This window comes from Bradyrhizobium guangxiense, assembly GCF_004114915.1.
GTDB lineage: Bacteria > Pseudomonadota > Alphaproteobacteria > Rhizobiales > Xanthobacteraceae > Bradyrhizobium > Bradyrhizobium guangxiense.
In genome coordinates this window covers 2,923,640-2,947,941 of the sequence record NZ_CP022219.1, presented here as the reverse complement: position 1 = coordinate 2,947,941, position 24,302 = coordinate 2,923,640, and the positions used below count along the sequence as shown (strand labels likewise).

The following is a 24,302-nucleotide window of genomic DNA, read 5'->3' as shown; positions in this document are numbered from 1 at the left end:
GCGGTGTTTTGTCCGACATGACGAAAATGTCAGCGCGGAATCGATCCGGAGTGGCTTGCGAGGCGGCGCTGAATACGATCCTAGTCGCGCATTGGATGGAGGGCACAAACCAATGAACTTTCCCTATCTCACTCGCTTTCAACCGGTTCTCTTGAGCCTGTTTCGCTTCATCACCGGCCTCTTGCTGTTCCAGTATGGTGTCGCGAAGCTCTTCAAATTTCCGGTGCTTCCCTACTTCGCGAACATCCCGCCGCTGATCTGGACCGCCGGCGCGATTGAACTCGTGCTCGGTGCGCTCCTGATGCTCGGCCTGTTCACCCGTCTCGCCGCTTTCATCCTCTCCGGTGAAATGGCCTTCGCCTACTTCATGGGCCACATGCTCAAGGGCGAAACGCCGGTGTTCCTGCCACTGCTCAATGGTGGCACCGCGGCGATCCTGTTCTGCTTCGCCTGCCTCTATTTGTCGGCAGCCGGCGGCGGCTCGGTCAGCGCCGATGCGGCGATGGGCAAGGACTAGCCGCCCCTCTTTGACCCGCAAGCAGGACGGCACCGGCAGACCCGCCGGGCCGTCTCAGCGCGCCCCCAGCACGTTCCAGATCAGAACGAGGGCCGCAACCAGCAGCACGGACATGATGATACGGTGAGCGAATCGGCTCATTGCAGGTCCGGTCGGGCTCGGTAGCTCCCGACGTCCAATATCGATTCTCCGCCCCTGAGGCCGTCGGCAAGGCGATTTGCCTGCACGATTGCGCAGGAGCCTGCGGACGCCGCGCGCGCGGCAGGCCGCCGCATGCCTACGTTCATGATTGGTAAGAACTTCATGCTACCGATGCGAGCAATAACAACCGTTCCTAGAGGCTGTGATGAAGCTGCTGAGCCATCTGAAGATCCGCACCAAGCTTGCCAGCATGGTCTGCCTTGCGGCCCTCACAGTCACGGCCATCATCGGCGTTTCGTCCGTCCTCAGCAAGAGCCGCATGATGGAGGACCGCGTCCAGCAGATGCGGATCGCCGTCGAGCTGCTCTACAATTACGCCCAATCGCTTCAGGACGAAGTTACCGCCGGCAAGCTGACGCTGGCCGATGCCAAGGCCCAGTTCCACCAGCGCGGCCGCCGCATGAACTTCAACGGCAACCAGGGCTATCCGGTGGTTTACAATCCGGACGGCTCCCTCGTCGTGAACGGTGCCAATCAACAGCTCGAAGGGAAGGTCACCGGCGCCAAGGATTCCAACGGCGTGCTGATCGCCGACGCCATCATCAAGGCCGGCAGCGACACCGCGCAGGGCGGCGTCCCCTCCTCCCTCTATCCCCGCCCCGGCCAGACCGAGCCGGTCCGCAAGACCGTCTTCGCGCGCAAATTCGCGCCCTGGAACGTGACTATCAGCTATGGCCTCTATGTCGACGACATCGACGCCGACGTGCGCGCGCTGACGCTGGAGCTCGCCGCGATCGGCATCGGCCTGGTGCTGCTGATGGCGACGCTGTCCTGGCTGATTGCCCGCGACGTGCTCGGTGCGCTCGACCGCCAGAAGAACCGCATGCAGGCGATCTCCGAAGGCGCTATCGACAAGCCGGTCGAGGAGACCGACCGCGGCGACGAGATCGGCCGCATGGCCGAGACCCTCGAAGTGCTCAGGCAGACGTCCTTGACGGCGCGCGCGCTGGAGGCCGAGCAGGCCGCCACCAAGACACGCACCGAGCAGGAGAAGCGCGACGCCCTGATCGCGCTGGCCGACCGCTTCGACGCTTCCGTCGGTCAGCTCGTCGGCCTGATGGCCTCCGGCTCCGGTGAGCTCGAGACCACCGCCAAGTCGATGTCCTCGACCGCCGAAGGCACCAACCGCCGCGCCGCCGTGGTCGGCTCGGCCGCGACCGAAGCCAGCCAGCGCGTCCAGACGGTCGCAGCAGCGGCCGAGGAGCTCTCCTCCTCCATCACCGAGATCAGCCGCCAGGTTGCCCAGTCCGCCGAAGTCACCGGCCGCGCGGTCGACAGCGCGCGCCGTACCGACACCATCGTGCGCGCGCTCTCGGACGGCGCCCAGCAGATCGAGCACGTCGCCGAGCTGATCTCCAACATCGCGGCCCAGACCAACCTGCTCGCGCTCAACGCCACCATCGAGGCCGCGCGCGCCGGTGAGGCCGGCCGCGGCTTTGCCGTCGTCGCTTCCGAGGTGAAGTCGCTGGCGAGCCAGACCGCCGAAGCCACCCGCGAGATCGGCGACAAGATCGCCCAGATCCAGGGCGCGACCAAGGAGGCCGTCGACGCCATCGGCGGCATCACCGCCACCATCGAGGAGGTCAGCCGCATCGCCACCTCGATCGGAGCTGCGATCGAGGAGCAAGGCGCCGCCACCGCCGAGATCGCCCGCAGCGTCTCGCAGACCGCAGAGGCGACCAAGGAAGTCACCACCAATATCGGCGGCGTCTCCACCGCCGCGAACGAGACCGGCAACGCCGCCGGCATGGTGCTCGCCGCCGCCTCGAACCTCTCCAAGCAAGCCGAGCAGCTCTCGGGCGAAGTCGGAACCTTCCTGGCGGGCGTGCGCGCGGCCTGACGCACCACTCCAGAGTAAGAACGTTTGGCGCGAAAGCGTCGCCACATCGGTCATGGCCGGGCTTGTCCCGGCCATCACGAGCACTTGGGAATGTGGGTGGTTACCGCCGCGCCAGGCTGCAGCCGCTCGAGAGCTGACGCGTCGAGCCGGTCGAACCGTCATTCGACTGCGAGGGGAATTCCTCGAACGGCGAGTTCTGCTTGCCGGTGTTGAATTCGAAGATCTTGCGGAACAGGCCAGGAGCCATCGCCGAGATCGGATTGACGCGCATCACGGGTGCGGCCGGCGTGCCGACCACTTCATAGGTCACACCGATCAACCCTTCATTGTTGCCGCCACCGAGGAAGATGCCAAATAGCGGGATCTGGCCGAAGATGTTGTTGACGCCGTACATCGGCACGAAGGTGCCGCTCATGCAGACCTGGTTGCCGGGATAGTCGATCGAGCCCTCGATGGTGGCGCCGATCATCGGGCCCTTGACCACGCCGTCGCGGATCGTCAGCGCGCCGTTCTGGCGGGGGAACTCGGCCCGCAACGCGCTGAAGGAGACGCCGTTGCCGGTGCCGTTGGGCGCGCCAGCGGCCACGCGCTCGAGCTGCGCCTCGCCCTTCACCGTGAAATCGCGCACGTTGATGAGGCCTTCGCGCACCGTGTTCGGCTCGGATGTCGGCGGCTCCATCGCCACCACCATCTGGCCGCCGACCGCCTTGGTGTAGGTGTCGGTGAAGCGCAGCAGCGCGCCGGCATCGTTGGTCTGGAGATAGATCACCTCGCGATTGCCCTGCGCACGCCCACCGCGCAGATCGGCGGCCACCGGCGTGTCCTTGCCGATCTTGCCGCTCAGCGTGAAGGCTTTGATGGCGCCATTGCGTTTCGACATCTTGGCATCGACGCTGCGCATCGCCTCGCCGTTGAAACCCGCGACGGCACCGAGCTTCACGTCGATGTCGAAATCGACATTCTTGATCTTGTTCTTGTCGTCCTTGGGATTGCCCGAGATCGCCGATTTCAGGAACCCGCGGCCATCGAACACGTCGCCGCGCATCGTGCCCTTGACGACGCCGTCCTGGCTGCGCTCCACCTTCAGCGAAGCCTTGTCGCCGTCCGACGGCGAATAGGTCGGGAAGCTGGCATTCATCAGGTCGCCGTTCGCGTCGACCTCGAGCGAGCCCTTGATCGAGGCGCCGCTGCCTTCGATGACGATGTCCTCGAAACGCGTCGATTGCGCCGTCGGCACGACCTTGAAGCTGGCCTTGCCCGACTTGCCCGGCAGCTTGACCCAGCCGGGCAAAATGTTGTCGAGCCGCACCGACGTCAGATCGGCCTCGACGCCGAGCTTCGTGGTCTGGTCGGGACCGCCGGCAATCTTGCCTGACAGCTTGATCGGCAGCGATCCGCTGACCGCGGGGCTCAGATCAAATCCCAGGCGTGCCCGGCTCGCATCGTCCAGCGTCGCCTGCAGCCTGACATCCGCATCGCCTTCAGTCGGCTTGCGGTAGTCGAGCGAAGCCGCCTGCCCGTTGATCTTGACGTCGCCCTTGACCTGGTAGCCCTGGTTGTTGGCGACGATCTTGAGGTTGTTGGCCTCCAGCTTCTGGTTCATCACCAGCTTGTCGGCGGCAAAACCGTTGAGATCGGCGGTGACGGCGTAGGTGGTGTCAGCCTTGGTCAGCTCGCCCTTGACCGGCATGCCGAGCTGGATGTTGGCCGAGAAGGTCCCCTTGCTGGTGTTGGGATCGACGACCGTCGACGACAGATCGCTCAGGCGATCATTGGCCAGCATCTCGGCCGCCGCGGGCACCGGTCCCTCGACGCGAAACCTCGTGCGCGACGGCGACGGCTTGGGCGCCATGTCCGGCACCTCGAAGGTGAAGTCGGAGATCGTGATCTTGCGTCCGGCGGGCGTATCGGCAATGCCCTGCCCGATGTTCACGGTCGCGGTGCGGCCGGTCACCCGCGCCTTCAGATCGGCATCGTGCACGACGGGCATGCCGTCTACGGGACGCACCGCGACGCCGCTCGCCACGATGTTGACCGACAGGCCGTCGTCGGGAATCGGCGGCCCCTTGCGCGGGAGGTTCTTCACCGGCGAGTTGATGCCGATCTCGATGCGCTGAAGCGTGCCGCGCTCGATTCGCTCGATCACCCATTCGCGCAGCTCGGGAACCACCAGTGTGGGCCACATCCGCTTCAGCGCCGAGGCCGACATTGGCGTTCCCGCAAAGCCCAGCGTCAGCCGCGGCTCGCCGGAATAGTCGATCGAACCGGTGCCTGCGACGCCGATCTCGCCGTTGCTGATGTCGGCCTGCGTCAGCAGGAAGCGCTTGTGGTCGGTGTCGAAGCGGAAGCCGATCGCGATACGGTTGAAGACGAGCGGCGGCTCGTTGTCGATGCCGCCGAGCAGGATCGAGCCGCCGCTGAAGCCGAGCTGCCAGTCGTTGACGGTGCCGTTGGGCGGCTCGAGATGGGCCAGAAGCGTCAGGCGGTTGGCGCCCGACAGGACCTTGAACGGCGCGACCAGCACACGCCGATTGGCGTCCCACTCGACGTTGATCTCGGCCTGGTCGATCGCCATCGGATAGTCGGGCGTATCGGTATCGATGATATTGCCCGCGCCGATGGCGATCTTGCCACGGAAGAAAGTCGGCACGCCGTCGCGGCCGAGCTCGCCCTTGAGCTCGCCGGTCAGCGGCAAATCGGCGGTATAGGTGAGGTCCTTGACCCGCAGCGCCAGCAGGATGTTGGAGGTCGAGACCTTGTCGGCCTTGATGTCGACCGAGCGCACGCCGTTCTCGGCCGGCCCGATCGTGGCCCGCAGCATCCACGGGCGCGCGCCCTCCTCGCCGAGGCTGAGCGTGACGCCGCCGCGGCTCGGCCGGCGCAGGCTGAGCGTGATGTTCTCAAACGACCATTTGCTGCCGCGCTGCTGATCGTCGACGATCAGATTGCCGTTCTTCAGGCCGATCTCGTTGAGGTTCTGGCCGTCGAGACCGGTCATGCTGAGACTGTCGAGCCAGTCGAGCCCCTGAAGGATGCCGCTCTGAGCGGTCGCCTGTGGCGCGGCCTGGGAGGCGGCTTGAGACGGATCCTGGTTCGGGGGCACTGTCGCGAATGGCGGCGGCGGGACGCCGTTGCGCGGAAATGTCGGCGGCAGGCCCGCGTCCTTCTTCGAGGCGACGCCGGTTGCCAGCGGCTTTGCCGTGTCGCCGGCGGATACGGTGACGGTGCCGTCGGGTGCGATGCGGATCGCGAGCTCGGCGTCGACGAGATTGAGGCTCTCGGCGCGCAGGTGCCCCATCAGCAGGCCCGCCCCCGAGAGTTTCACCTCGGCCTTCGGCGCGCTGGCGACGACGGCGTGATCACGATCGCGGACGATGATGTCGCGGATGCGGACGGCGATGCGGACCCGCCCGGCCCGCTCGATCTGGGTGCCTCCGATCTCGACCGTGTTGCCGTGACCGATATTGTCCTCGATCGCCGCGGCCAGCCACGGCGTTGCGATGTCGAGATTGATGGGACCGGCGCCGAGCCGCCACCACAGCGCAGCGAAACAGCCGACGAAGATCACGGCGAGCGTCCCGACGACGAGGACGAGGCGCTTCAGCCAGCGATCGGCGACCAGCCAGCGGCGCAACGCGCCAAACCCGTCACCAAAGCGGTGGAAGCCCGAGTTGGAACGCGACAACAGCCGGCGCGCGCGATGGCCCGCGGCCGCCTCCTGATCCGGATCCCAATCGGCGTCGTCCCATTCCTGCGGTTGTTGCTGACCACCGCGCCGATCGAAGTCCCGATTGTAATCCTGGGGCGACTTATTCCTTGCCATTGCCTCTCGATACAGGCGCCCGTCATAGGATTGAGCGCCGCCGGGACCGCAGCCGTCCACGGGAAGCGAGGCTCCCTGCGCCGGCACTGCAGCCATACCTCGAATATTCCTGCTGTTCGTCATTTCGCCCCGGGAGCGCGTTCAACGAGCAGTGGTGTGGTGCGTGGAATTCCTTGTAACCATACTCCGGCGTCGTCAGACTTGCCCAGCCGAGGGCGCGATTCCGGCTCACCGGACGAGAGCTGCAATACCGTTTCGGTTGACCCGCCGAAAGCGTCGAAAGGAAGGCGTATGTCCAAGAAATCCCGAAAGAAATCGTCCAAGGCGCCCTCCGGCAGTCCGACGGCTAAAAAGAAGCCCCTGAAAACGCGGGCAGCGACTCAAACAGGATCCGCAAAGACACGGAAGGGACCGGCGCGCAAATCAGCCGGGACCGTAGCCAAAGCAGGATCACACAAGGCCGCATCGAAACAGTTAAATTCCTCCAAATCTGCATCCGCGCCCGCGACGGCGAAGTCCGGCCTGGCCGAGGGCCATAAGGCCCCCGCCTTCCGCCTGCCCCGCGACGGCGGCGACGTGGTCACATCGGCGGACTTTGCCGACCAAAAGCTCGTCCTGTTCTTCTACCCCCGCGCCGACCCCCCCGGCTGCACGAGGGAGGCGATCGACTTCCCCCGCCTCGCCGACGCTTTCGCGGCTGCCGGCACCGCCGTTCTCGGGATTTCCGCCGATCCGTTAAAGGCCCAGGAGAAGTTCCGCGACAAGCATGGCCTGACCGTCCCCCTCATCTCGGACGAACAACACAAGATGCTGGAAGCCTATGGCGCCTGGGGCGAAAAGTCCATGTATGGCAAGACCTTCCTTGGAATTCTTCGCACTACGGTCCTGGTCGGAGCCGATGGGAAGGTGGCCAGGATCTGGCGCAATGTCCGGGTCGACGGCCATGCCGACGCCGTGCTGGAAGCAGCAAGAAGCCTTTAACCAGTCCTTTGAATTCGCGTGTTCCCGTTTCCGGAAAATTAACCATGACCGGCCCAGATTGCTGCGGCAATTAGGGCCGTACGGACTCATCCGACCGGCGCGGGAGTGCCGATGTCGAAAAGTTCTGCCCAATACTCGCAGTACCCCCAACATCATCCGCACGACCACGGACGGTCCTTCCAACGGCGTCCCACTGCCGCGGTCGCCGCGGCGATCCCCCTTCCCGCAACCGACGATGCCTACACCATCGTCCATGCCGGCAAGCAGGTCCGCTTCGGGCCGGTGGTATTCTGGATCGTGGTCGGCACCGTGGTGCTGCTCGGTCTGTGGTCGGCGGCGACCGCTACCTATTTTGCGTTCCGGGACGACGTCCTGACCCGGCTGATCGCCCGCCAGGCCGAGATGCAATACGCCTATGAGGATCGTATCGCCGAGCTGCGCGCCAAGGTCGACCGCACCACCAGCCGCCAATTGCTCGACCAGGAACAGTTCGACCAGAAACTCGACCAGATCATGAGGCGCCAGACGGCGCTGGAGTCCCGGGCGACGGCGCTCGGGGCCATGCCCGATGTGACAGGCTCGATTCCCCGCGCGGCCCCGCAACGCGGCGATGCCAGCCAGATCACGCCCAAACCCTCACCGATCAGCGACACCGTTATCTTCGTGGCACCGCCGGACCGTGAGGCACGCCTGGAATCACGCGCACCGGCCGTCGCGGCGCCGCTGACCAATCAATTCGCCAAGAACCAGGGTTTTGACAACGTTCTGGTCCGGCTCACGACTTCGCTCGACCAGGTCGAGCGTCGCCAGATGGCGACGCTCAGCGCCGTCGAGGAAGGCATGGATTCGCGCATGCGCCGGATGCGCGGTGTGGTCAGCGATCTCGGTCTCAATCTCGCCAATCTCGAAGCCGCCGTGCCGCGCAGCGCGATGGGCGGCCCGTTCGTTCCCATCAAGCTGAGCGCCAATGCCGGGCCGTTCGAGAAGCAGCTCAATCGCATCAACGTCACCCGCGCCGAGATGGACCGTCTCAATCGCACGCTGGCGCTGGTGCCCTACCGCAAGCCCGTCATCGGCGAGGTGGAGTTCACCTCCGGCTTCGGCGTGCGCAGCGATCCCTTCCTGGGCCGGCCCGCGATGCATACCGGGCTCGACTTCCGCGCCGCCACCGGCGATCCGGTTCGTGTCACGGCCAACGGCAAGGTGGTTTCCGCCGGCTGGTCCGGCGGTTACGGCCGCATGGTCGAGGTCGACCACGGCAACGGGCTTTCGACCCGCTACGGCCATCTTTCCGAGATCAGCGTCAAGGTCGGCGAGTTCGTGAAGATCGGCCAGGTCGTCGGCCTGGTCGGCTCGACAGGTCGCTCCACCGGTCCGCATCTGCATTACGAGACCCGCATCGAGGGCGAAGCGGTCGATCCGCAGAAATTCCTGCGCGCCGGCGTGCGCCTCAGCGCGGGCTAAAGCATGATCCGGAAAAGTGCGAAGCGGTTTTCCGGAATGATCATGCGAAAACAACAACCTAAAGAGCGATGACGATTCATCTAATCTCATCGCGCTTTAGGCCGCGCAGCCGGTTACTTACTGGCTGCGCTCGTGGCCGACCTCTCCGGTGATGACATCGCCGAACAGCTCCCAGGCCTGCCCGTTGAACCGCATCAGCTGCATCTGCTCGATCGGGAAATAGTCGTCAGGCGAGGTGTTGACCATGATGCCCGGCAGCATCAGGTCGGTATGGAAGTTCTTCAGATTGGCCGCCTGCTTCATCACGTTCTCGCGCGTCAGGTTGTCGCCGCACTGCCTCAGCACCTGGGCCATCGCCTCGGCTTGCACGTAGCCGTAGATGTTATTGGCGTTGGCCTTGTCGCCGTCGGGGTAATATTTGTCCATGAACTCGCGCCATTTGATCACGGCGGGATCTTTGTCCCAGGCCGGATCGGTCGGGTCCTTGAGGTACGCAGTCGAGATAATGTCCTTGGAATAGTCGAGCCCGGCGGGCTTGAGCACCGAGGCGACCGAGGTCGCGGTGTTGGCCAGGAAGAACTTCGGCTTCCAGCCGAGCTCGCCCACCTTCCGGATCGCCTGCGCCGAGCCTTTCGGCGCGGCCCATGAGAAGAAGATGTCCGCACCGGAATCGTGCAGCGCGACGATCTGCGAGTCGATCGAGGGATCGCTGACCTCGTAGGACTTGTCCGCGATGATCATGCTCGCCTTGTCGCCGAGCCCATCCTTCAGACCCTTGAACTGGTCCTTGCCGGCATCGTCGTTCTGCCAGAACACCGCGATCTTGCCGTTGGGGAAATGCTCGCGAATGTACTTGGCGTAGATCCTCCCTTCGCTCTGGTAGTTGGGCTGAAAGCCCATGGTCCAGGGAAAGTTCTTGGGATCGCCGAACTTGGTGCCGCCGGAGGCGACGAAGAGCTGCGGTACCTTCTTCGCATTCATGTATTTCATGATCGCGGAGTTCGAGGGCGTGCCGAGCGCCTGGAAGATCAACAGCACCTCGTCGCTCTCGATCAGCTTGCGCGCCTGCTCGATGGCCTTCGGCGGCGAATAGGCGTCGTCATAGCTGATGAAGTTGATCCTGCGCCCGTTGATGCCGCCCTGGTCGTTGACCATCTTGAAATAGGCGGCTTCTGTCTTGCCGATCACGCCATAGGAGGACGCCGGCCCGCTATAGGGCATGATGTTGCCGATCTTGATCTCGGTGTCGCTGGCGCCGGGGTCGTATTTCTTCTGCGCCAAAGCCGGTAGCGTGACGAGCACTCCGGCAACAAGCATGGCGAGGGCAGCGAGATTCTTGCGACGACCCGGCATCGTTCTCTCCCCTGTTTGTAGTCTTATTTTGCGGGGAGTGTCGCAAGCAGGATAGCGGCTGGCAAGCGTCACGATTTTCCGCAAGGTGAAACAACAGGTCGGAAGTTACTGCTGCGCTATAGCAGGTGCAAAGCGCGTCTATCGATCGCCAGCCCTTGTCCGTTCAGCTTTCGATAGCGGACATGGCCAGGTCGCTCCAGTTGGTCGGCTAAGGGCCACAAGCGGTCATCCTCTTGTTCTGGGATGGCTGCTATTGAACCTTGTGGGAGGGGCGTTTAACAACGATCTCTTTACCTACTTCGATGACCATCAAATCTTCACCGACTTCCAAAGGGCCACGATAGTTTTTGCGCGTACCCGGCACGAGATCGTCGGCTGTGGCTGTGGGTAATACTATGTGAGAATAGAGAGCCAACCGCGGTTTGGCCTTTTCGAATACTTCCCCAGCCTGTTCAGGAGTGACGTGGTGTCCGACAATTGTTTTCATACGCTCGGCCGGAATACCGGCACGTTGAAAAGACTCCGGCGACGCGACTTCGTGCACCAGAAGATCAACGCTTTCCGCCGCGCGGATGAGGTTGTCAGAAATTCGGGTGTCACCTGATAGAACAACCGAGCGGCCCGCATAATCAATCCGATAGCCGTAAGCCGGCTCGACCGGCGCATGGTCGACTTTGATCGCCGTTACTCTCACGCCGTCTTGTTCATAAACTAGGCCTGCGCCGATCTCATGCGTATTGACGAGAGCGCCTTCTGCCGGTGCTTTATCGTCAGATATTCTGAAACGAATATCGAACTCGAATGCTTGCCGAAGATGGCTGACCATATTCTCGGTCCCTGGTGGTCCCCACCCCTCCAACGGCCGGTTCCGCCTGCTAACAAGCCAGCCGGTCAGCCATGCATCAGGAAATCCGACGACGTGATCGGAATGAAGGTGAGTAAAGAACACACCGTTGATAGTCTCCCATCCAACCTTGATTTGAGTCATGCGCTGTATTGCGCCCCGACCAGCATCGAAAAGAAACTTCTTGTCGCCGGCCTCGACCAGTATGCTCGGACCGAAACGATCCATCACTGGTGGAGGATTGCCTGTGCCTAGCAAAGTCACACGAATTTCCTGACTACTTGCGGGGGCGCCTGAGAAGAATGAGACGGCCGCAAGAAGAAACATGCTCACTACCCTGAATGATGCAATCGACATTGCAGTCTCTCCAAGGAAAACCGAAGGAATTTTAGACAGCTTTTTGTGTCCGCACCAAATGGTTGTAGTGCCACCTTAATCCAATTTTGAGAGGTTGAACAGATGAGGTCCGCAATGGGTGAGAAGCCGAATAGCCTTTCATGGTCGGAGACTTCTGCTTTGCGTTGCCAAGCTGAAGTTTATGAGGACACGACCTAGGACGGCTTCTTCGGCCGCGACACCAGCTCGATCATCTTGCCTTCGTCGTCGTCAGGCATCGCGGCCCTCGCCTGCGCGTAAGCCTCGACTGCGGCGCGCGAGACCAGCGGCTTGTCCGCCAGGAGGCTCTCGGCGAGCTTCACGGCGTAGGCGGCATCCTTGTGTCGCAGCGCTGCAGTGAAGGTCGCGCCGCTGAAATCGCGGGCGACCATGCGCTTGGAGTGACGCGCTACCTGCGGGCTTGCGGCGACGCCTGCCTGGATCGATTCCAGCACGAGATTCATGTCGAGCCCGGCCTGCTCGGCGATCGCAAGGCCCTCGGCCAGACCGGCGATCTGGATCGCGCCCATGAGATTGTTGATGAGCTTGTAGACCGTGCCGGAGCCGACGGCGCCGAAATGACGGATGGTCGAGCCGATCGGCTCAAGATAGGGCCGCGCGCGTTCGAGATCGGCGGCGTCGGCGCCGACCAGCAGCGTCAGTTTCCCGGCCGCCGCCGCGTCCGGCAATCCCGTCACGGGGCAATCGATATAGATCAGCCCGCGCGCGTTGAGCTCGCGGCCCATCTCGCGGGCGTGGTAATAGGAGACGGTCGAGCATTCGATCGCGATGGTGCCGGCTTTCGCCGTCTTGGCGGCGCCCTTCGGTCCGAGCCAGACCGCGCGTGAGGCCTCGTCGTCGGCGACCATGGTCACGACCGCATCGGCGTCGATCGCGGCGTCCTCGGGCGACGTCGCCCAATGTGCGCCGCGCGCGATCAAGTCCTCAGCCTTCGCCTTGCTGCGATTCCACAGCGTCACTGTGAAGCCGGCATCGAGATAACGGCCGGCCATGCCATGGCCCATTCGCCCCAATCCGATGAAGGCGACGCGGGACATGATCAGTCCACGTCCTCGACATCGCCGGCGGTGGTGCCGAAGGCGCGCTGCGCCAGGGTCGCCGCCATGAAGTCGTCGAGCTCGCCATTGAGCACGCCCGAGGTGTCGGAGGTCTGCACACCCGTGCGCAGATCCTTCACCATCTGATAGGGCTGCAGCACGTAGGAGCGGATCTGATGGCCCCAGCCGATGTCGGTCTTGGCGGCCTGGTCGGCGGCGGCTTTCTCCTCGCGCTTCTTCAGCTCGATTTCGTAGAGGCGCGCGCGCAGCATGTCCCAGGCCTGAGCCCGGTTCTTGTGCTGTGAGCGGCCGGCCTGGCAGACCACCGCGACGCCGGTCGGAATATGCGTGAGGCGCACCGCGGATTCGGTCTTGTTGACGTGCTGGCCGCCGGCGCCACCCGAACGCATGGTGTCGGTGCGGACGTCGGATTCCTTGATGTCGATCTTGATGCTGTCGTCGATGACCGGGAATACCTGCACGCTCGAAAACGAGGTGTGCCGCCGCGCGTTGGAATCGAACGGCGAGATCCGGACCAGGCGATGCACGCCTGCTTCCGTCTTCAACCAGCCATAGGCGTTGTGGCCGGAGACCTGGATGGTCGCCGACTTGATGCCGGCTTCTTCGCCCTCGGACTCTTCGAGGTACTCGACCTTGAAGCCGTGCGTTTCGGCCCAGCGCGTGTACATGCGCAGGAGCATCTGCGCCCAGTCCTGGCTCTCGGTGCCGCCAGCGCCGGCATGGACCTCGAGATAGGAATCGAATCGGTCAGCCTCGCCCGACAGCAGCGCCTCGAGCTCGCGGCGCGCGACTTCCTTCTTGAGATTCTTCAGCGCAGCTTCGGCTTCCGCCACGACACCATCATCGCCCTCGGCTTCGCCGAGCTCGATCATGCCGATATCGTCTTCGAGCTCCTGCTCGACCTTGCCGATGCCGGTGAGCGAATCCTCGAGCGAGGTGCGCTCCTGCATCAGCTTCTGGGCTTTCTGGGGATCGTTCCAGAGGTTGGGATCTTCTGCGAGCTTGTTCAGCTCAGCGAGGCGCGCCGTCGATTTCTCGACGTCAAAGATGCCTCCTCAGCAGCCCGACTGACTGCTTGATCTCTTCTACCAACCGTTCGATTTCGGCGCGCATGTCGTTCTCTGATTCCGCGGAAGCCCGCGTGCAATTCGAGAGGGGGATGTAGCGGTGGCGGCTGCAAAGCGCAACCGCCGGAACCGCGATCGTCGCTGTTACCCGCTTAATATAGCCCGCCGGTGCCCGGCCGCATGAAGAAGCCGGAATCCGGCTGCTGCTGCTGCGAGGCCGGCATTCCGCCGCCGCGCCCGTCAGCATCGGCAACACCAATAACCGAATAATTGTCCGGCGGCGCCGTGCCCGGCTTAAAGGCTTCGAGGATGGTTCCGCCGGTCTCGCCCGGACCGGCGCGCATGCCGGTCTTGGCGACGACGCGCACAAGCTTGATGCCGGCCGGCACCTTGAACGGAACCGCGGGCTTGTCGGCGAGCGCGAGCTTGAGGAAATCGCGCGCGATCGGAGCTGCCAGATGGCCGCCGGTCGCGGCATTGCCCTTACCCAGCGGACGCGGCTTGTCGTAGCCCATATAGATGGCGATGGCGACGTCGGGCGAGAAGCCGACGAACCAGGCGTCCTTGGCCTCGTTGGTGGTGCCGGTCTTGCCGGCGATCGGCTTGCCGACCTCCTTGACCACGGTCGCGGTGCCGGCCTGGACCACGCCTTCCATCAGCTCGGTGATCTGATAGGCGGTCATGGAGTCCAGCACCTGCTCGCGGCGGTCGATCAGCTGCGGCTCGGCCTGGGTTTTCCAGCCGCCGGGCGCGTCGCAGCCGCGGCATTCGCGCTGGTCGTGCTTGAAGATGGTGTGGCCGTAGCGGTCCTGAATCCGGTCGATCAGGGTCGGCTTTACGCGGCGGCCGCCGTTGGCGAGCATGGAATAGGCCGTGACCATGCGCATCGCCGTGGTCTCGCCGGCGCCGAGTGCGTAGGAGAGATAGTTGGGCAGCTCGTCATAGACACCGAAACGGCGGGCATACTCGCCGATCAGCGGCATACCGATGTCCTGCGCGAGGCGCACCGTGACCGTATTGAGGGATTGCCGCAGCGCGTTGCGCAGCGTCACCGGTCCCTGGAACTTGCCCGAGGAGAAGTTTTCCGGCCGCCACACGCCAGCGCCCTGCCCCTGATCGATTTCGATGGGAGCATCGAGCACGACGGTCGAGGGCGTGTAGCCGTTGTCGAGCGCGGCCGAATACACGATCGGCTTGAACGAGGAGCCCGGCTGCCGGTAGGCCTGCGTGGCGCGGTTGAACTGGCTCTGGTCGAACGAGAAGCCGCCGACCATCGCGAGCACGCGGCCGGTCCAGGGATCCATCACCACCATCGCGCCGGAGACTTCGGGGATCTGGCGTAGCCGGTACTGGCCCTCCACCGGCTGGCCGTCCTTGTAGAGCGGATCGGCATAGATCACGTCGCCGGGCTGGAGCACCTGCGACACTGCCGTCGGCGTCTTGCCTCTGCCGCCGCCCTGCGTGGCCCGCGCCCACTTGACGCCGTCGACCGTGACGAGGCCGGTCTCGCGCTGCTTGCTGATCGCGCCGCCGAGCTCGCGGCTCGGCTGGGAGCCGATGCGCGCCGACTGGTCGCTGGTCTCCAGCACCACCGCCATGCGCCACGGCGAGATATCGGAGAGCGATTTGATCTCGGCGAGCTTCACACCCCAATCGCCCGAAACATCGAGCTTGCTGATGGCGCCGCGATAGCCCTGCTGCTCGTCATAATTGACGAGACCCGTGACCATAGCCTTGCGCGCCATGACCTGGATCTTCGGATCCAGCGTGGTCCGGACCGAGAGGCCGCCTTCATACAGCTTCTTCTCGCCATAGCGCTCGAAGATGTCGCGGCGAACTTCCTCGGCGAAATATTCGCCGGCGAAGGTGTGGGCGCCGTTGGACCGGCTGGGGACGGCGAGCGGCTCCTTGCGCGCCTTGTCGGCGTCGGCCTGCTTGATCCAGCCGTTCTCCACCAGACGATCGATCACATAGTTGCGGCGCTCAATGGCGCGATCGCGGTTACGGACCGGATGCAGGGTCGCGGGCATTTTCGGCAGAGCGGCCAGATAGGACGCTTCCGCCACCGTCAGCTCGTTCACCGATTTGTCGAAATAGACCAGCGAGGCCGCCGCGATGCCGTAGGCGCCGAGGCCGAGATAGATCTCGTTCAGATACAGCTCGAGGATCTTGTCCTTCGAGTAGGTCTTCTCGATCCGCATCGCCAGCAAGGCTTCCTTGATCTTGCGCGCGAAGGAGACCTCGTTGGTGAGAAGGAAGTTCTTGGCGACCTGCTGGGTGATCGTGGAGGCGCCCTGCGGGCGCCGGTTCGAGCCGTAGTTCTGGATGTAGAGCAGGCCTGCGCGCGCCATGCCGGTGTAGTCGATCCCGCCATGCTCGTAGAAATTCTTGTCTTCGGCCGCCAGGAACGCGTTGATCACGAGCTTGGGCACAGCCTGGATTGGCAAATACAGCCGCCGCTCCTTGGCGTACTCGCCGACCAGCGAACCATCGACCGCGTGCACGCGGGTCATCACCGGCGGCTCGTAATCCTGGAGCTGAGAATAGTCCGGCAAGTCCTTGGAGAAATGCCAGATCAGGCCTGCCACGGCCCCGACACCGACAAGGAACACCACCGTTCCCGCGGCGAACAGGAAGCCCATGAACCGCACCAGCAAGCGCATTATGTGTTTATCCGTTCAAACTCTGGATCAGCCCAGTATCGGTCCCTCGGCACCCAAACTGGCGCCAAACCTCACGTCGCGAATTCGCCGGCCTACACAATACCATCAGTGCCGGACTTAAGACGCTTGCCGAACGGGATTCTCGCCGATTCCGGAACCCCCTGCGGCATTTTTATAAAGCGCCCGCTGTGGCCAAACTAGGGCTTTTGCGGTGGGACGGAAAAACCCTTTCAGTTCGAAGACCCCCGGGTCGTCAATTCGACGATCCCCGGGTCGTCAATTCGACGATCCCGCCGTGGCCATCCGTTTGGCCAGAAACCCGTCGATCGCCTGTGCCATCGAGCCCACGGCACGGGACCGCCAGCCTTCGGAGACCAGATGCTCGAGGTCGCCCTTGTTGGAGACATAACCGATCTCGACCAGCACCGAGGGCACGTCAGGGGCCTTCAGGACCCGGAAGCCGGCGGACTTCAGGGGATGCTTGTGCATCCGTACCGTCGACTTCATTTCACCCATCAGGAGGCGGGCGAAACGGTTTGAAAAGGTGCGGGTTTCCCGCTGCGTGAGGTCGATCAGGATATCGGCGACGTCGGTCGGCTCCTCGGCGAGATTGAAGCCGGCGATCGCATCCGCGCGGTTTTCCGCATCCGCCAGGCGCTGGGCTTCGGCGTCGGAGGCCTTGTCGGACAGCGTATAGATGGTCGCGCCCTGCGCATCGCCCTCGGCGCGCGGCAACGCATCGGCATGAATCGAGACGAACAAGGCGGCCTTCAGGTTGCGGGCGACCTTGGTCCGGTCATTGAGAGGAATGAAGGTATCGTCATCCCGCGTCATGACCACACGGTACTTGCCGGCCTTCTCCAGCCTGTCGCGGAGCGCCAACCCGAAGGCCAGGACCAGGTTCTTCTCGCTCTCGCCGCTCGACTGCGTGCCGTTGTCGATGCCGCCATGGCCGGGATCGATCACGACCACCGGGCGGCCATCGGCCTTCTGCTGCGCTGCGTCCGGCGCTGAGGTCGCGGGCGCCGTCGCAGGCTGCGCCTCGGCGATCGTCGGCCGCAGCTCGGGGCGGTTTTCGGGCGCGAGCGCCTGCGCGAAGGCGGCCCGGTCGACCTCCTCCAGCTCCAGCACCAGCCGGGCCGGCTGGTCGTTGGCCGCCTCGAGCACATAGGATTTGGCGATCCTGGCGGGTCCCGTCAGGTCGAACACGATTCGCGAGCCGCCGGGCATGACAAGCCCATAGCGGAAGGCCTTGACCAGCCCGCGTCCCCCGGCCCCCGTGCCTGCGGGCAGCCGAAAATTGACCTGCGGCACATCGACGACGACCCGGTAAGGATCGGCCAGGGTGACCGCGCGGAAGGTCACGGCCTGGTCGAGGTCGAGAATGAAGCGGGTCTGCTTGCCATCACCGGCCAGCCGGGCGGCCGATGCGATCGGAAAATTCGCGGCCGCAACAGCGGGTTGCGGCTGGCTTTCCGCCGCGCTCAGGCGCGAGGAATCAGCGCATGGCAGCGCTGCAGCGCACAGCAGCGCGCACCCCAGCAAAACCCGTTGATTTGTGCGGCTCGCCACCGATTCCGTGCCTCCGAGCAGCCCTTTTAACGCAATAGAACCACAGGGTTAATCGCTCCTTAATGACGGAAACGCGAAACTGGCCGACTGTGACCGCCATGCGACGCTCCCTTGCACCGATGGCTCATTCCTCGTATGTACGGAATGCTGACGGCCGATATTCCGGTTGTGTCGCATTCAGCCTCCCGGCGCAGCGCCGGAACTCTCAAGGTTTGGGAATTCCAGCGTTTTCCGTTTCCCTCTAAGACCAGCGCGGTGCGCGGCAGCGAGGTGGAACGGACCAAGCGCCGGCGGCGGACGGTTCCGGGCTACCACTCACGTAGCCGGGGCGGTTCTGACAGCGACGTAACCCATTACCCGGTCTCTTGATCCTCAAGGGAACGGTTCGTGATCCCCAAGGCGAGCGCGCTCGCGCCATGCCTGGCCAGCAGCAACTGATTGAAGGGCGGCCTCGCCGCCCAATGTTTCATACGGGCCGACGCTTGATGCGCCAGACTGTGCCGACGAATTCTGAAGGACCATTCGCGACGCTGCGGAGTGAAAATCCCGCGCGCCGCCCTGGTCCTGAAGCTTCCGGTCCGGCAAGGCGCGAGAGACGGCGTTTCGGCCTTCCCCTCACCCCCGAATCAGGTGGACCGTCGCGTCACCCGGCGGCGCGATACGCGCCCACGGTGATCAGCGCCCGCCGCCGCCAAGAGCTAAGACATGCCCAACAAGATGTTGATCGATGCCACCCACCCGGAAGAGACCCGGGTCGTCGTGGTCCGCGGCAATCGCGTCGAAGAGTTTGATTTCGAGACCGCGCAACGCAAGCAACTGCGCGGGAACATTTATCTCGCCAAGGTCACGAGGGTCGAGCCCTCGCTCCAGGCCGCCTTCGTCGAATATGGCGGCAATCGTCACGGCTTCCTCGCCTTCAGCGAAATCCATCCCGACTACTATCAGATCCCGGTTGCCGACCGGCAGGCGCTGATCGAGGCCGAGGAACAGGCCCATCGCGAGGCCGAGGAGGAGAACGAGAACCGCTCCCACGGGCGCCGCCGCTCGCGCCACCGCAACGCCCGCCGCCGCGGTCATGGCGAGCGCGTGCGCAGCGACATCGTCGAAGGCCTTGAGGCCGGTGGCGATCCCGCCGCCCAGCCGATCGAGGGCGCCGCGCTGCCGGAGCATGCCGAGAGCGCACTGCCCGAAGGCGAGCATCTGCACGCGGATGCGGTGCACCACGACGAGCACGAAGGCCATGATCACCACGATCACGGCGAACATGCGGATGGCGAGCATGATCACGACGATCAATATGGCCATCACGACGAGCACGCCCGTGACCACGATCACGATCATCACGACCATGAGCATGCCGACGAGACGCCCGCGCCTGTCGCGGCGGTCGGCGCTGAGCCGGTGGTCGCAACCGAGACCATCGCCGCGCCGCAGCATGCGGAGGCCTCCGAAGCGCACGCTTCTGAAGCCCATGCGGAAGCTCTGGCCGAGGCCGTGACGTCGGCCGCCGAGCCGGCCGATGCAGTGTACGCAGCTGGCGAGACTGCCGAGCCCTCGCCCGCCGAGGCCGCGGAAGCAAACGGCGAAGACGACGAGGATGAGGACGAGGACGGCGAAGAAGCCGAAGAGGAAGTCGTCGAATCCGTCGGCGGCGACGACGTGCTGGAGGAAGTGCCGGAGCGCACCTTCCGCCCGCGCCGCCAGTACAAGATCCAGGAAGTCATCAAGCGCCGCCAGGTGATGCTGGTGCAGGTCGTCAAGGAAGAGCGCGGCAACAAGGGCGCTGCGCTGACGACCTATCTGTCGCTCGCCGGCCGCTACGCCGTCTTGATGCCGAACACTGCGCGCGGCGGCGGCATCAGCCGCAAGATCACCAGCGCCCAGGACCGCTCGCGCCTGAAGGAAGTGGTGCAGGATCTCGACGTGCCCGAGGGCATGGGCATCATCCTGCGCACCGCGGGCGCCGCCCGGACCAAGCCCGAGATCAAGCGCGACTTCGAATACCTGATCCGGATGTGGGAGACGGTGCGCGACCTTACGCTGAAGTCGCAGGCCCCGACCCTCGTCTACGAGGAAGGCTCGCTGATCAAACGCTCGCTGCGCGATCTCTACAACAAGGAGATCGACGAGATTCAGGTCGCCGGCGAATCCGGCTACCGCGAAGCGCGCGACTTCATGAAGATGCTGATGCCCGCCAATGTCAGCGCGGTGAAGCAGTATCGCGACGGCCAGCCGCTGTTCTCGCGCATGGGCGTCGAGAGTCAGCTCGACGCGATGTTCTCGCCGACCGTGCAGCTGCGCTCCGGCGGCTACATCGTGATCAACCAGACCGAGGCGCTGGTCTCGATCGACGTCAACTCCGGACGGTCGACGCGCGAGCACCATATCGAGGACACCGCGCTCAAGACCAATCTGGAGGCGGCCGAAGAGGTCGCCCGCCAGCTCCGCCTGCGCGACCTCGCCGGTCTGATCGTGATCGATTTCATCGACATGGACGAGAAGCGCAACAACCGTGCGGTCGAGCGCAAATTGTCCGATTGCCTCAGACAGGATCGCGCGCGCATCCAGGTCGGCCGCATCTCGCATTTCGGCCTGCTCGAGATGTCGCGCCAGCGCATCCGTGCCAGCGTGCTCGAGAGCTCGACCGATCCGTGCCCGCATTGCGGCGGCACCGGCCATGTCCGCTCGGTGTCCTCGGTGGCGCTGCAGCTGCTGCGCGGCCTCGAAGAAATCCTGATGAAGGGCGCCACTCACAATCTGGTGGTCCGCACCCGGACCGACGTCGCGCTCTATGTGCTGAACCACAAGCGCGGCCATCTGCGCGACCTCGAGAACGGCTTCAAGGTCACCCTCTCGGTGATCGCAGATCCCAGCGTCAGCGGACCGCAGGCCTATCTCATCGATCGCGGCGAGCAGGTGCATACGCTGGAAGCCGCCAAGGCGCTGCTTGCGGCGCAGGCGGCCGCAAGCCCGCCGCCATTGGCCGAAGACGCCTATGACGACGAGGAGTTCGATCCGGAGCTGGAATCCGAGGTCGAAACCGAGGAGACCGAAGGACTTACCGAAGAGGCCGCAGGCGAGGCATCGCCCGAGCAGGACGGCCAGCGCCGCAAGCGCCGCCGGCGCCGGCGCGGCCGCGGTGGCCTGCGCGAAGGCGAGTTGCGCGAGGATAGTCCCCCCACCCTTCCCGAGGCGGCCGTCACGGCCGGCGAAGGCGAGGAGGATGCCGAGTCCGAGCAGGACGGCGAGGAAGGCGAGGAGCAAGCAGCCCGTGGCGAGCAGCAGGGCGGCGGCGAGCGCCGGCGCCGGCGTGGTCGCCGCGGCGGACGCCGCCGTCGTGGTGGCGGCGAGGACGGTCTTGCCGGATCCATCGGTGACGAACTCGGCACCAATCAGCCATCGGAAGCTGCCGACGCCGTTGCCGATTTCGACGGCTTCGGCAGCGAAGCTGCGCCCTCGATTGCGCAGGCCGAGCACACCGCCGAGCCGCAAGTCTCACAGCCCGAGCCGCGCGCCGAGGTGCAGGCCGAGACGCCGGCCCAGCCCGAGACCGTTGCGGCGGAGGAAGAGCGCGCCGACGACAAGGCGGCGCGGCGCCGCTCCACCGTCCGCGAAAAGGTGAGCTTCCTGTCGAGCGAGCCGGCAGCGCCGGTGACGCAGGCGGCGGAGCCGGTCGTCCCGCCCGCGCCGGCGGCTGAGCCCGCGCCAGAGCCGGCCAGCCAAACGCCGGCCGCGCCGCGCCGCGCCGGCTGGTGGTCCCGCCGCTTCGGCGGCGGCGAGTAAAGAGATTATCCAGATGAAACCGCCCGGCCAAACCGGGCGGTTTTGATTTGGCGAGGTGAGTTGGAATGCAAAGTGCAATCGTTCTCGGCGGCGGCATGATCGGTGTCAGCGCGGCGCTGCATCTGCGGCAGCGCGGCTGGGCCGTCACGCTCATCGACCGCAGGGAGCCTGGCCGCGAGACCAGCTACGGCAATGCCGGGATGATCCAGGCCGAAGCGGTCCGTCCCTATCCGATGCCGCGCGACCTCGCCTCGCTGCTGAAAATCGCGACCGGCCGCACCAACGACGTGCGCTACAGCCTGTCGTCGCTTCACCTCCATATCGAGCCGCTGCTCCGCTACTGGTGGCACTCGGCGCCGAAACGGCATCGCGAGGCGATCGAGGCCTGGGCGCGGCTGATCGGCTACGCGACCGCAGAGCACGACATCCTCATTCGCGAGGCCCACGCCGACAATCTGATCCGCCGCGCCGGCTATCGGGCGCTGTACCGCAACGCCGCGGACCTGGATCTCTCGATCAAGGCCGCGAAGGAAGACCAACGCGAATTCGGGATCAATTTCCGCGTGCTGTCCGGCAGCGAGCTCGCCAAGGCCGAGCCGATCCTGCGCGACGATCTTCCCGGCGCCATCCACTGGCTCGATACCTGGACCGTGTCCGATCCCGGCGCGCTGGTGACAGCCTATGCCGAGCTGTTCGAGCGCCTCGGCGGCACCATCGTGCTCGGCGATGCACGATCGCTGCGGCAGACCGCAACCGGCTGGTCGGTCGACACGGACCAGGGGCGCCTCGACGCCGCCCACGCCGTCGTGACCCTCGGACCATGGTCGCCCGATCTCCTCGGCAAATTCGGCTACCGCATTCCGCTGGTGCGCAAGCGCGGCTACCACATGCACTATAGCGGCGGCGCATCGCTCGACCTGCCTCTCGTCGATAGGGGCGGCGGCTATGCCATGGGCCCGATGGCGAAGGGAATCCGCATCACCACCGGCGCGGAATTGACCGGCATGGATGCGCTCGCCACGCCCGTGCAGCTCGCCAGCGCGGAAGCCTCCGCGCGCGAGCTGATCGACCTCGGCAAGCGCGTCGAGCCGGATCCGTGGTTCGGCCCCCGCCCCTGCACGCCCGACATGCTGCCGGTGCTTGGGCAAGCTCCGCGTCATCCGGGCCTCTGGATGAATTTCGGCCACGGCCACCAGGGCTTCACCCTGGGCCCCGCCACGGGCCGCCTGCTCGCCGAGATCATGAGCGGCGAGACGCCCGCGATCGATCCTGCGCCTTACCGGCCGGAGCGGTTCTGAATCCAAACAAAAGGGCTGATCGAGGATCTCGACCAGCCCTATGACTTCAAGGTCTGACGGCGCAGCTCGCGCTGGCAGCTCCGGATCAGTCCGTCGTGATCGCCGTTTCCATGTCAGTCGGATCGATCTGCTTGGAGAGATTGGCCTTGAGCTTGTCGCGATCGAGCTCGCCTTCCCACCAGGCGACGATCACACAGGCAACGCCGTTACCGCACAGATTGGTCAGCGCGCGGCACTCGCTCATGAACTTGTCGATGCCGAGCACGATCGCCATGCCCGGCACGAGGCGCGGATCGACCACGGCGAGCGTCGCCGCCAGCGTGATGAAGCCCGCGCCGGTGATGCCGGAAGCGCCCTTCGAGGTCAGCATCGCCACGACCAGGATGGTCAATTGCTGGCTGAAGGTGAGATCGACGCCGAGCGCCTGCGCGATGAACAGCGTTGCCAGCGTCATGTAGATGTTGGTGCCGTCGAGGTTGAACGAGTAACCCGTGGGCACCACCAGCCCGACCACCGACTTGGAGCAGCCGAGCCGCTCCAGCTTTTCCATCATGGACGGCAGCGCGCTCTCCGAGGATGAGGTGCCGAGCACGATCAGCAGCTCGTCCTTGATGTAGGCCAGGAACTTGAAGATCGAGAAGCCGGCCAGGCGCGCGATGATGCCGAGCACGACGAACACGAACAGCGCCGCGGTGGCGTAGAAGGTCGCGATCAGGCCGATCAGGTTGAGGATCGCACCGGTCCCGAACTTGCCGATGGTGTAGGCCATCGCGCCGAACGCACCGATCGGCGCCGCGCGCATCACGATGGAGATGACGCCGAACACGGCATGAGCGGCATCGTCGATGAAGCTGCGGATGGTGTGACCGCGCTCGCCGAGGCTCATGATGGCGAAGCCGAACAGCACCGAGAACAGCAACACCTGCAGAATCTCGCCTTGCGCGAAAGCGCCGACCACGGTGTCCGGAATGATGTGCAGCACGAAGTCGACGGACTTCTGGCCGGCGGCCTGCTTGGCGTAGTTCGCGACGGCCGCCTCGCTCGCCGCGGCATTGCCGAAGCCCGCGCCCGGCTTGACCAGATTGCCGACGATGAGGCCGATCACCAGCGCGAAAGTCGAGACGACCTCGAAATAGACCAGCGCCTTGACGCCGATGCGGCCGACCTTCTTCGCATCCTGGATGTGAGCGATGCCGGAGACGACGGTGCAGAAGATGATCGGCGCGATCACCATCTTGATCAGCTTGATGAAGCCGTCGCCGAGCGCCTTGATCCATTCATTGGTGGCAACCGTCGGCCACAGCCAGCCGACGATGGCGCCGAGCACGATGGCGATCAGCACCTGGACGTAGAGAACCCTGTACCATGGCTTTGCTGCGGGCGGCGCAACCGGCGCCCCCGCCATCGTTGTCGTCGTCATCGTTTCACTCCCCCTCAAAACG

At 64.7% G+C, this 24,302-nt stretch carries 14 protein-coding genes; 6 read left to right on the top strand and 8 right to left on the bottom strand.

Annotated elements, in window-relative coordinates; genetic code table 11:
• Positions 1 to 112: 112 nt before the first annotated feature.
• Entirely contained in the window at positions 113 to 517 is a 405-nt protein-coding gene (locus X268_RS13845) for a DoxX family protein (protein ID WP_128925473.1), read from the top strand.
• A 346-nt stretch (positions 518 to 863) separates the two neighbouring features.
• Positions 864 to 2,558 carry a methyl-accepting chemotaxis protein gene (locus X268_RS13840; RefSeq protein WP_128925472.1) on the top strand — a complete coding sequence of 565 codons (1,695 nt, stop codon included), beginning with the start codon at positions 864 to 866 and terminating at the stop codon, positions 2,556 to 2,558.
• A 100-nt stretch (positions 2,559 to 2,658) separates the two neighbouring features.
• On the opposite strand, the gene X268_RS13835 is transcribed toward X268_RS13840, so the two are convergent.
• Entirely contained in the window at positions 2,659 to 6,477 is a 3,819-nt protein-coding gene (locus X268_RS13835; protein ID WP_164937712.1) for a DUF3971 domain-containing protein, read from the bottom strand.
• A 195-nt stretch (positions 6,478 to 6,672) separates the two neighbouring features.
• On the opposite strand from X268_RS13835, the gene X268_RS13830 reads away from it, so the two are divergent.
• Both X268_RS13830 and X268_RS13825 read left to right on the top strand, forming a co-directional pair.
• Positions 6,673 to 7,362, top strand: coding sequence for a peroxiredoxin (locus X268_RS13830; RefSeq protein WP_128925470.1), 690 nt, complete (start codon positions 6,673 to 6,675; stop codon positions 7,360 to 7,362).
• A 111-nt stretch (positions 7,363 to 7,473) separates the two neighbouring features.
• Positions 7,474 to 8,826, top strand: a complete 1,353-nt coding sequence (locus tag X268_RS13825; RefSeq protein ID WP_208764436.1) for a M23 family metallopeptidase — start codon at positions 7,474 to 7,476, stop codon at positions 8,824 to 8,826.
• A 117-nt stretch (positions 8,827 to 8,943) separates the two neighbouring features.
• Here the strand turns inward: X268_RS13825 and X268_RS13820 are convergent, their stop codons facing one another.
• The 6 genes from X268_RS13820 to X268_RS13795 form a co-directional block, all read right to left on the bottom strand.
• The gene (locus X268_RS13820) at positions 8,944 to 10,179 is read right to left on the bottom strand and encodes an ABC transporter substrate-binding protein (RefSeq protein WP_128925468.1); all 1,236 of its coding nucleotides are present in this window, start codon (positions 10,177 to 10,179) and stop codon (positions 8,944 to 8,946) included.
• 250 nt (positions 10,180 to 10,429) lie between these two features.
• A complete protein-coding gene (locus X268_RS13815; RefSeq protein WP_208764435.1) occupies positions 10,430 to 11,380 on the bottom strand; it encodes an MBL fold metallo-hydrolase in 951 nt (316 codons plus the stop codon).
• A gap of 194 nt (positions 11,381 to 11,574) precedes the next feature.
• Positions 11,575 to 12,456 (bottom strand): NAD(P)-dependent oxidoreductase, encoded by an 882-nt coding sequence (locus X268_RS13810; RefSeq protein WP_128925467.1) that lies wholly within the window; start codon positions 12,454 to 12,456, stop codon positions 11,575 to 11,577.
• Positions 12,457 to 12,458: 2 nt separating this feature from the next.
• Positions 12,459 to 13,590 (bottom strand): peptide chain release factor 2 gene (gene prfB / locus X268_RS13805; RefSeq protein WP_128925466.1). Its coding sequence is split into 2 segments (ribosomal slippage): positions 12,459 to 13,520 and positions 13,522 to 13,590, totalling 1,131 coding nucleotides; the frame shifts between segments, so codons are not numbered across the junction.
• Between the two features lie 106 nt (positions 13,591 to 13,696).
• Entirely contained in the window at positions 13,697 to 16,207 is a 2,511-nt protein-coding gene (locus X268_RS13800; protein ID WP_128925465.1) for a penicillin-binding protein 1A, read from the bottom strand.
• 276 nt (positions 16,208 to 16,483) lie between these two features.
• Positions 16,484 to 17,779, bottom strand: a complete 1,296-nt coding sequence (locus X268_RS13795; protein ID WP_128925464.1) for an N-acetylmuramoyl-L-alanine amidase — start codon at positions 17,777 to 17,779, stop codon at positions 16,484 to 16,486.
• A 705-nt stretch (positions 17,780 to 18,484) separates the two neighbouring features.
• Here X268_RS13795 and X268_RS13790 point away from each other — a divergent pair.
• Positions 18,485 to 21,562: an Rne/Rng family ribonuclease gene (locus X268_RS13790; protein ID WP_128925463.1), complete on the top strand. Its 3,078-nt coding sequence runs from the start codon at positions 18,485 to 18,487 to the stop codon at positions 21,560 to 21,562.
• A gap of 65 nt (positions 21,563 to 21,627) precedes the next feature.
• The gene (locus X268_RS13785) at positions 21,628 to 22,860 is read left to right on the top strand and encodes an NAD(P)/FAD-dependent oxidoreductase (protein WP_128925462.1); all 1,233 of its coding nucleotides are present in this window, start codon (positions 21,628 to 21,630) and stop codon (positions 22,858 to 22,860) included.
• A gap of 85 nt (positions 22,861 to 22,945) precedes the next feature.
• Here the strand turns inward: X268_RS13785 and X268_RS13780 are convergent, their stop codons facing one another.
• Entirely contained in the window at positions 22,946 to 24,280 is a 1,335-nt protein-coding gene (locus tag X268_RS13780; protein ID WP_128925461.1) for a dicarboxylate/amino acid:cation symporter, read from the bottom strand.
• Positions 24,281 to 24,302 lie beyond the last annotated feature (22 nt).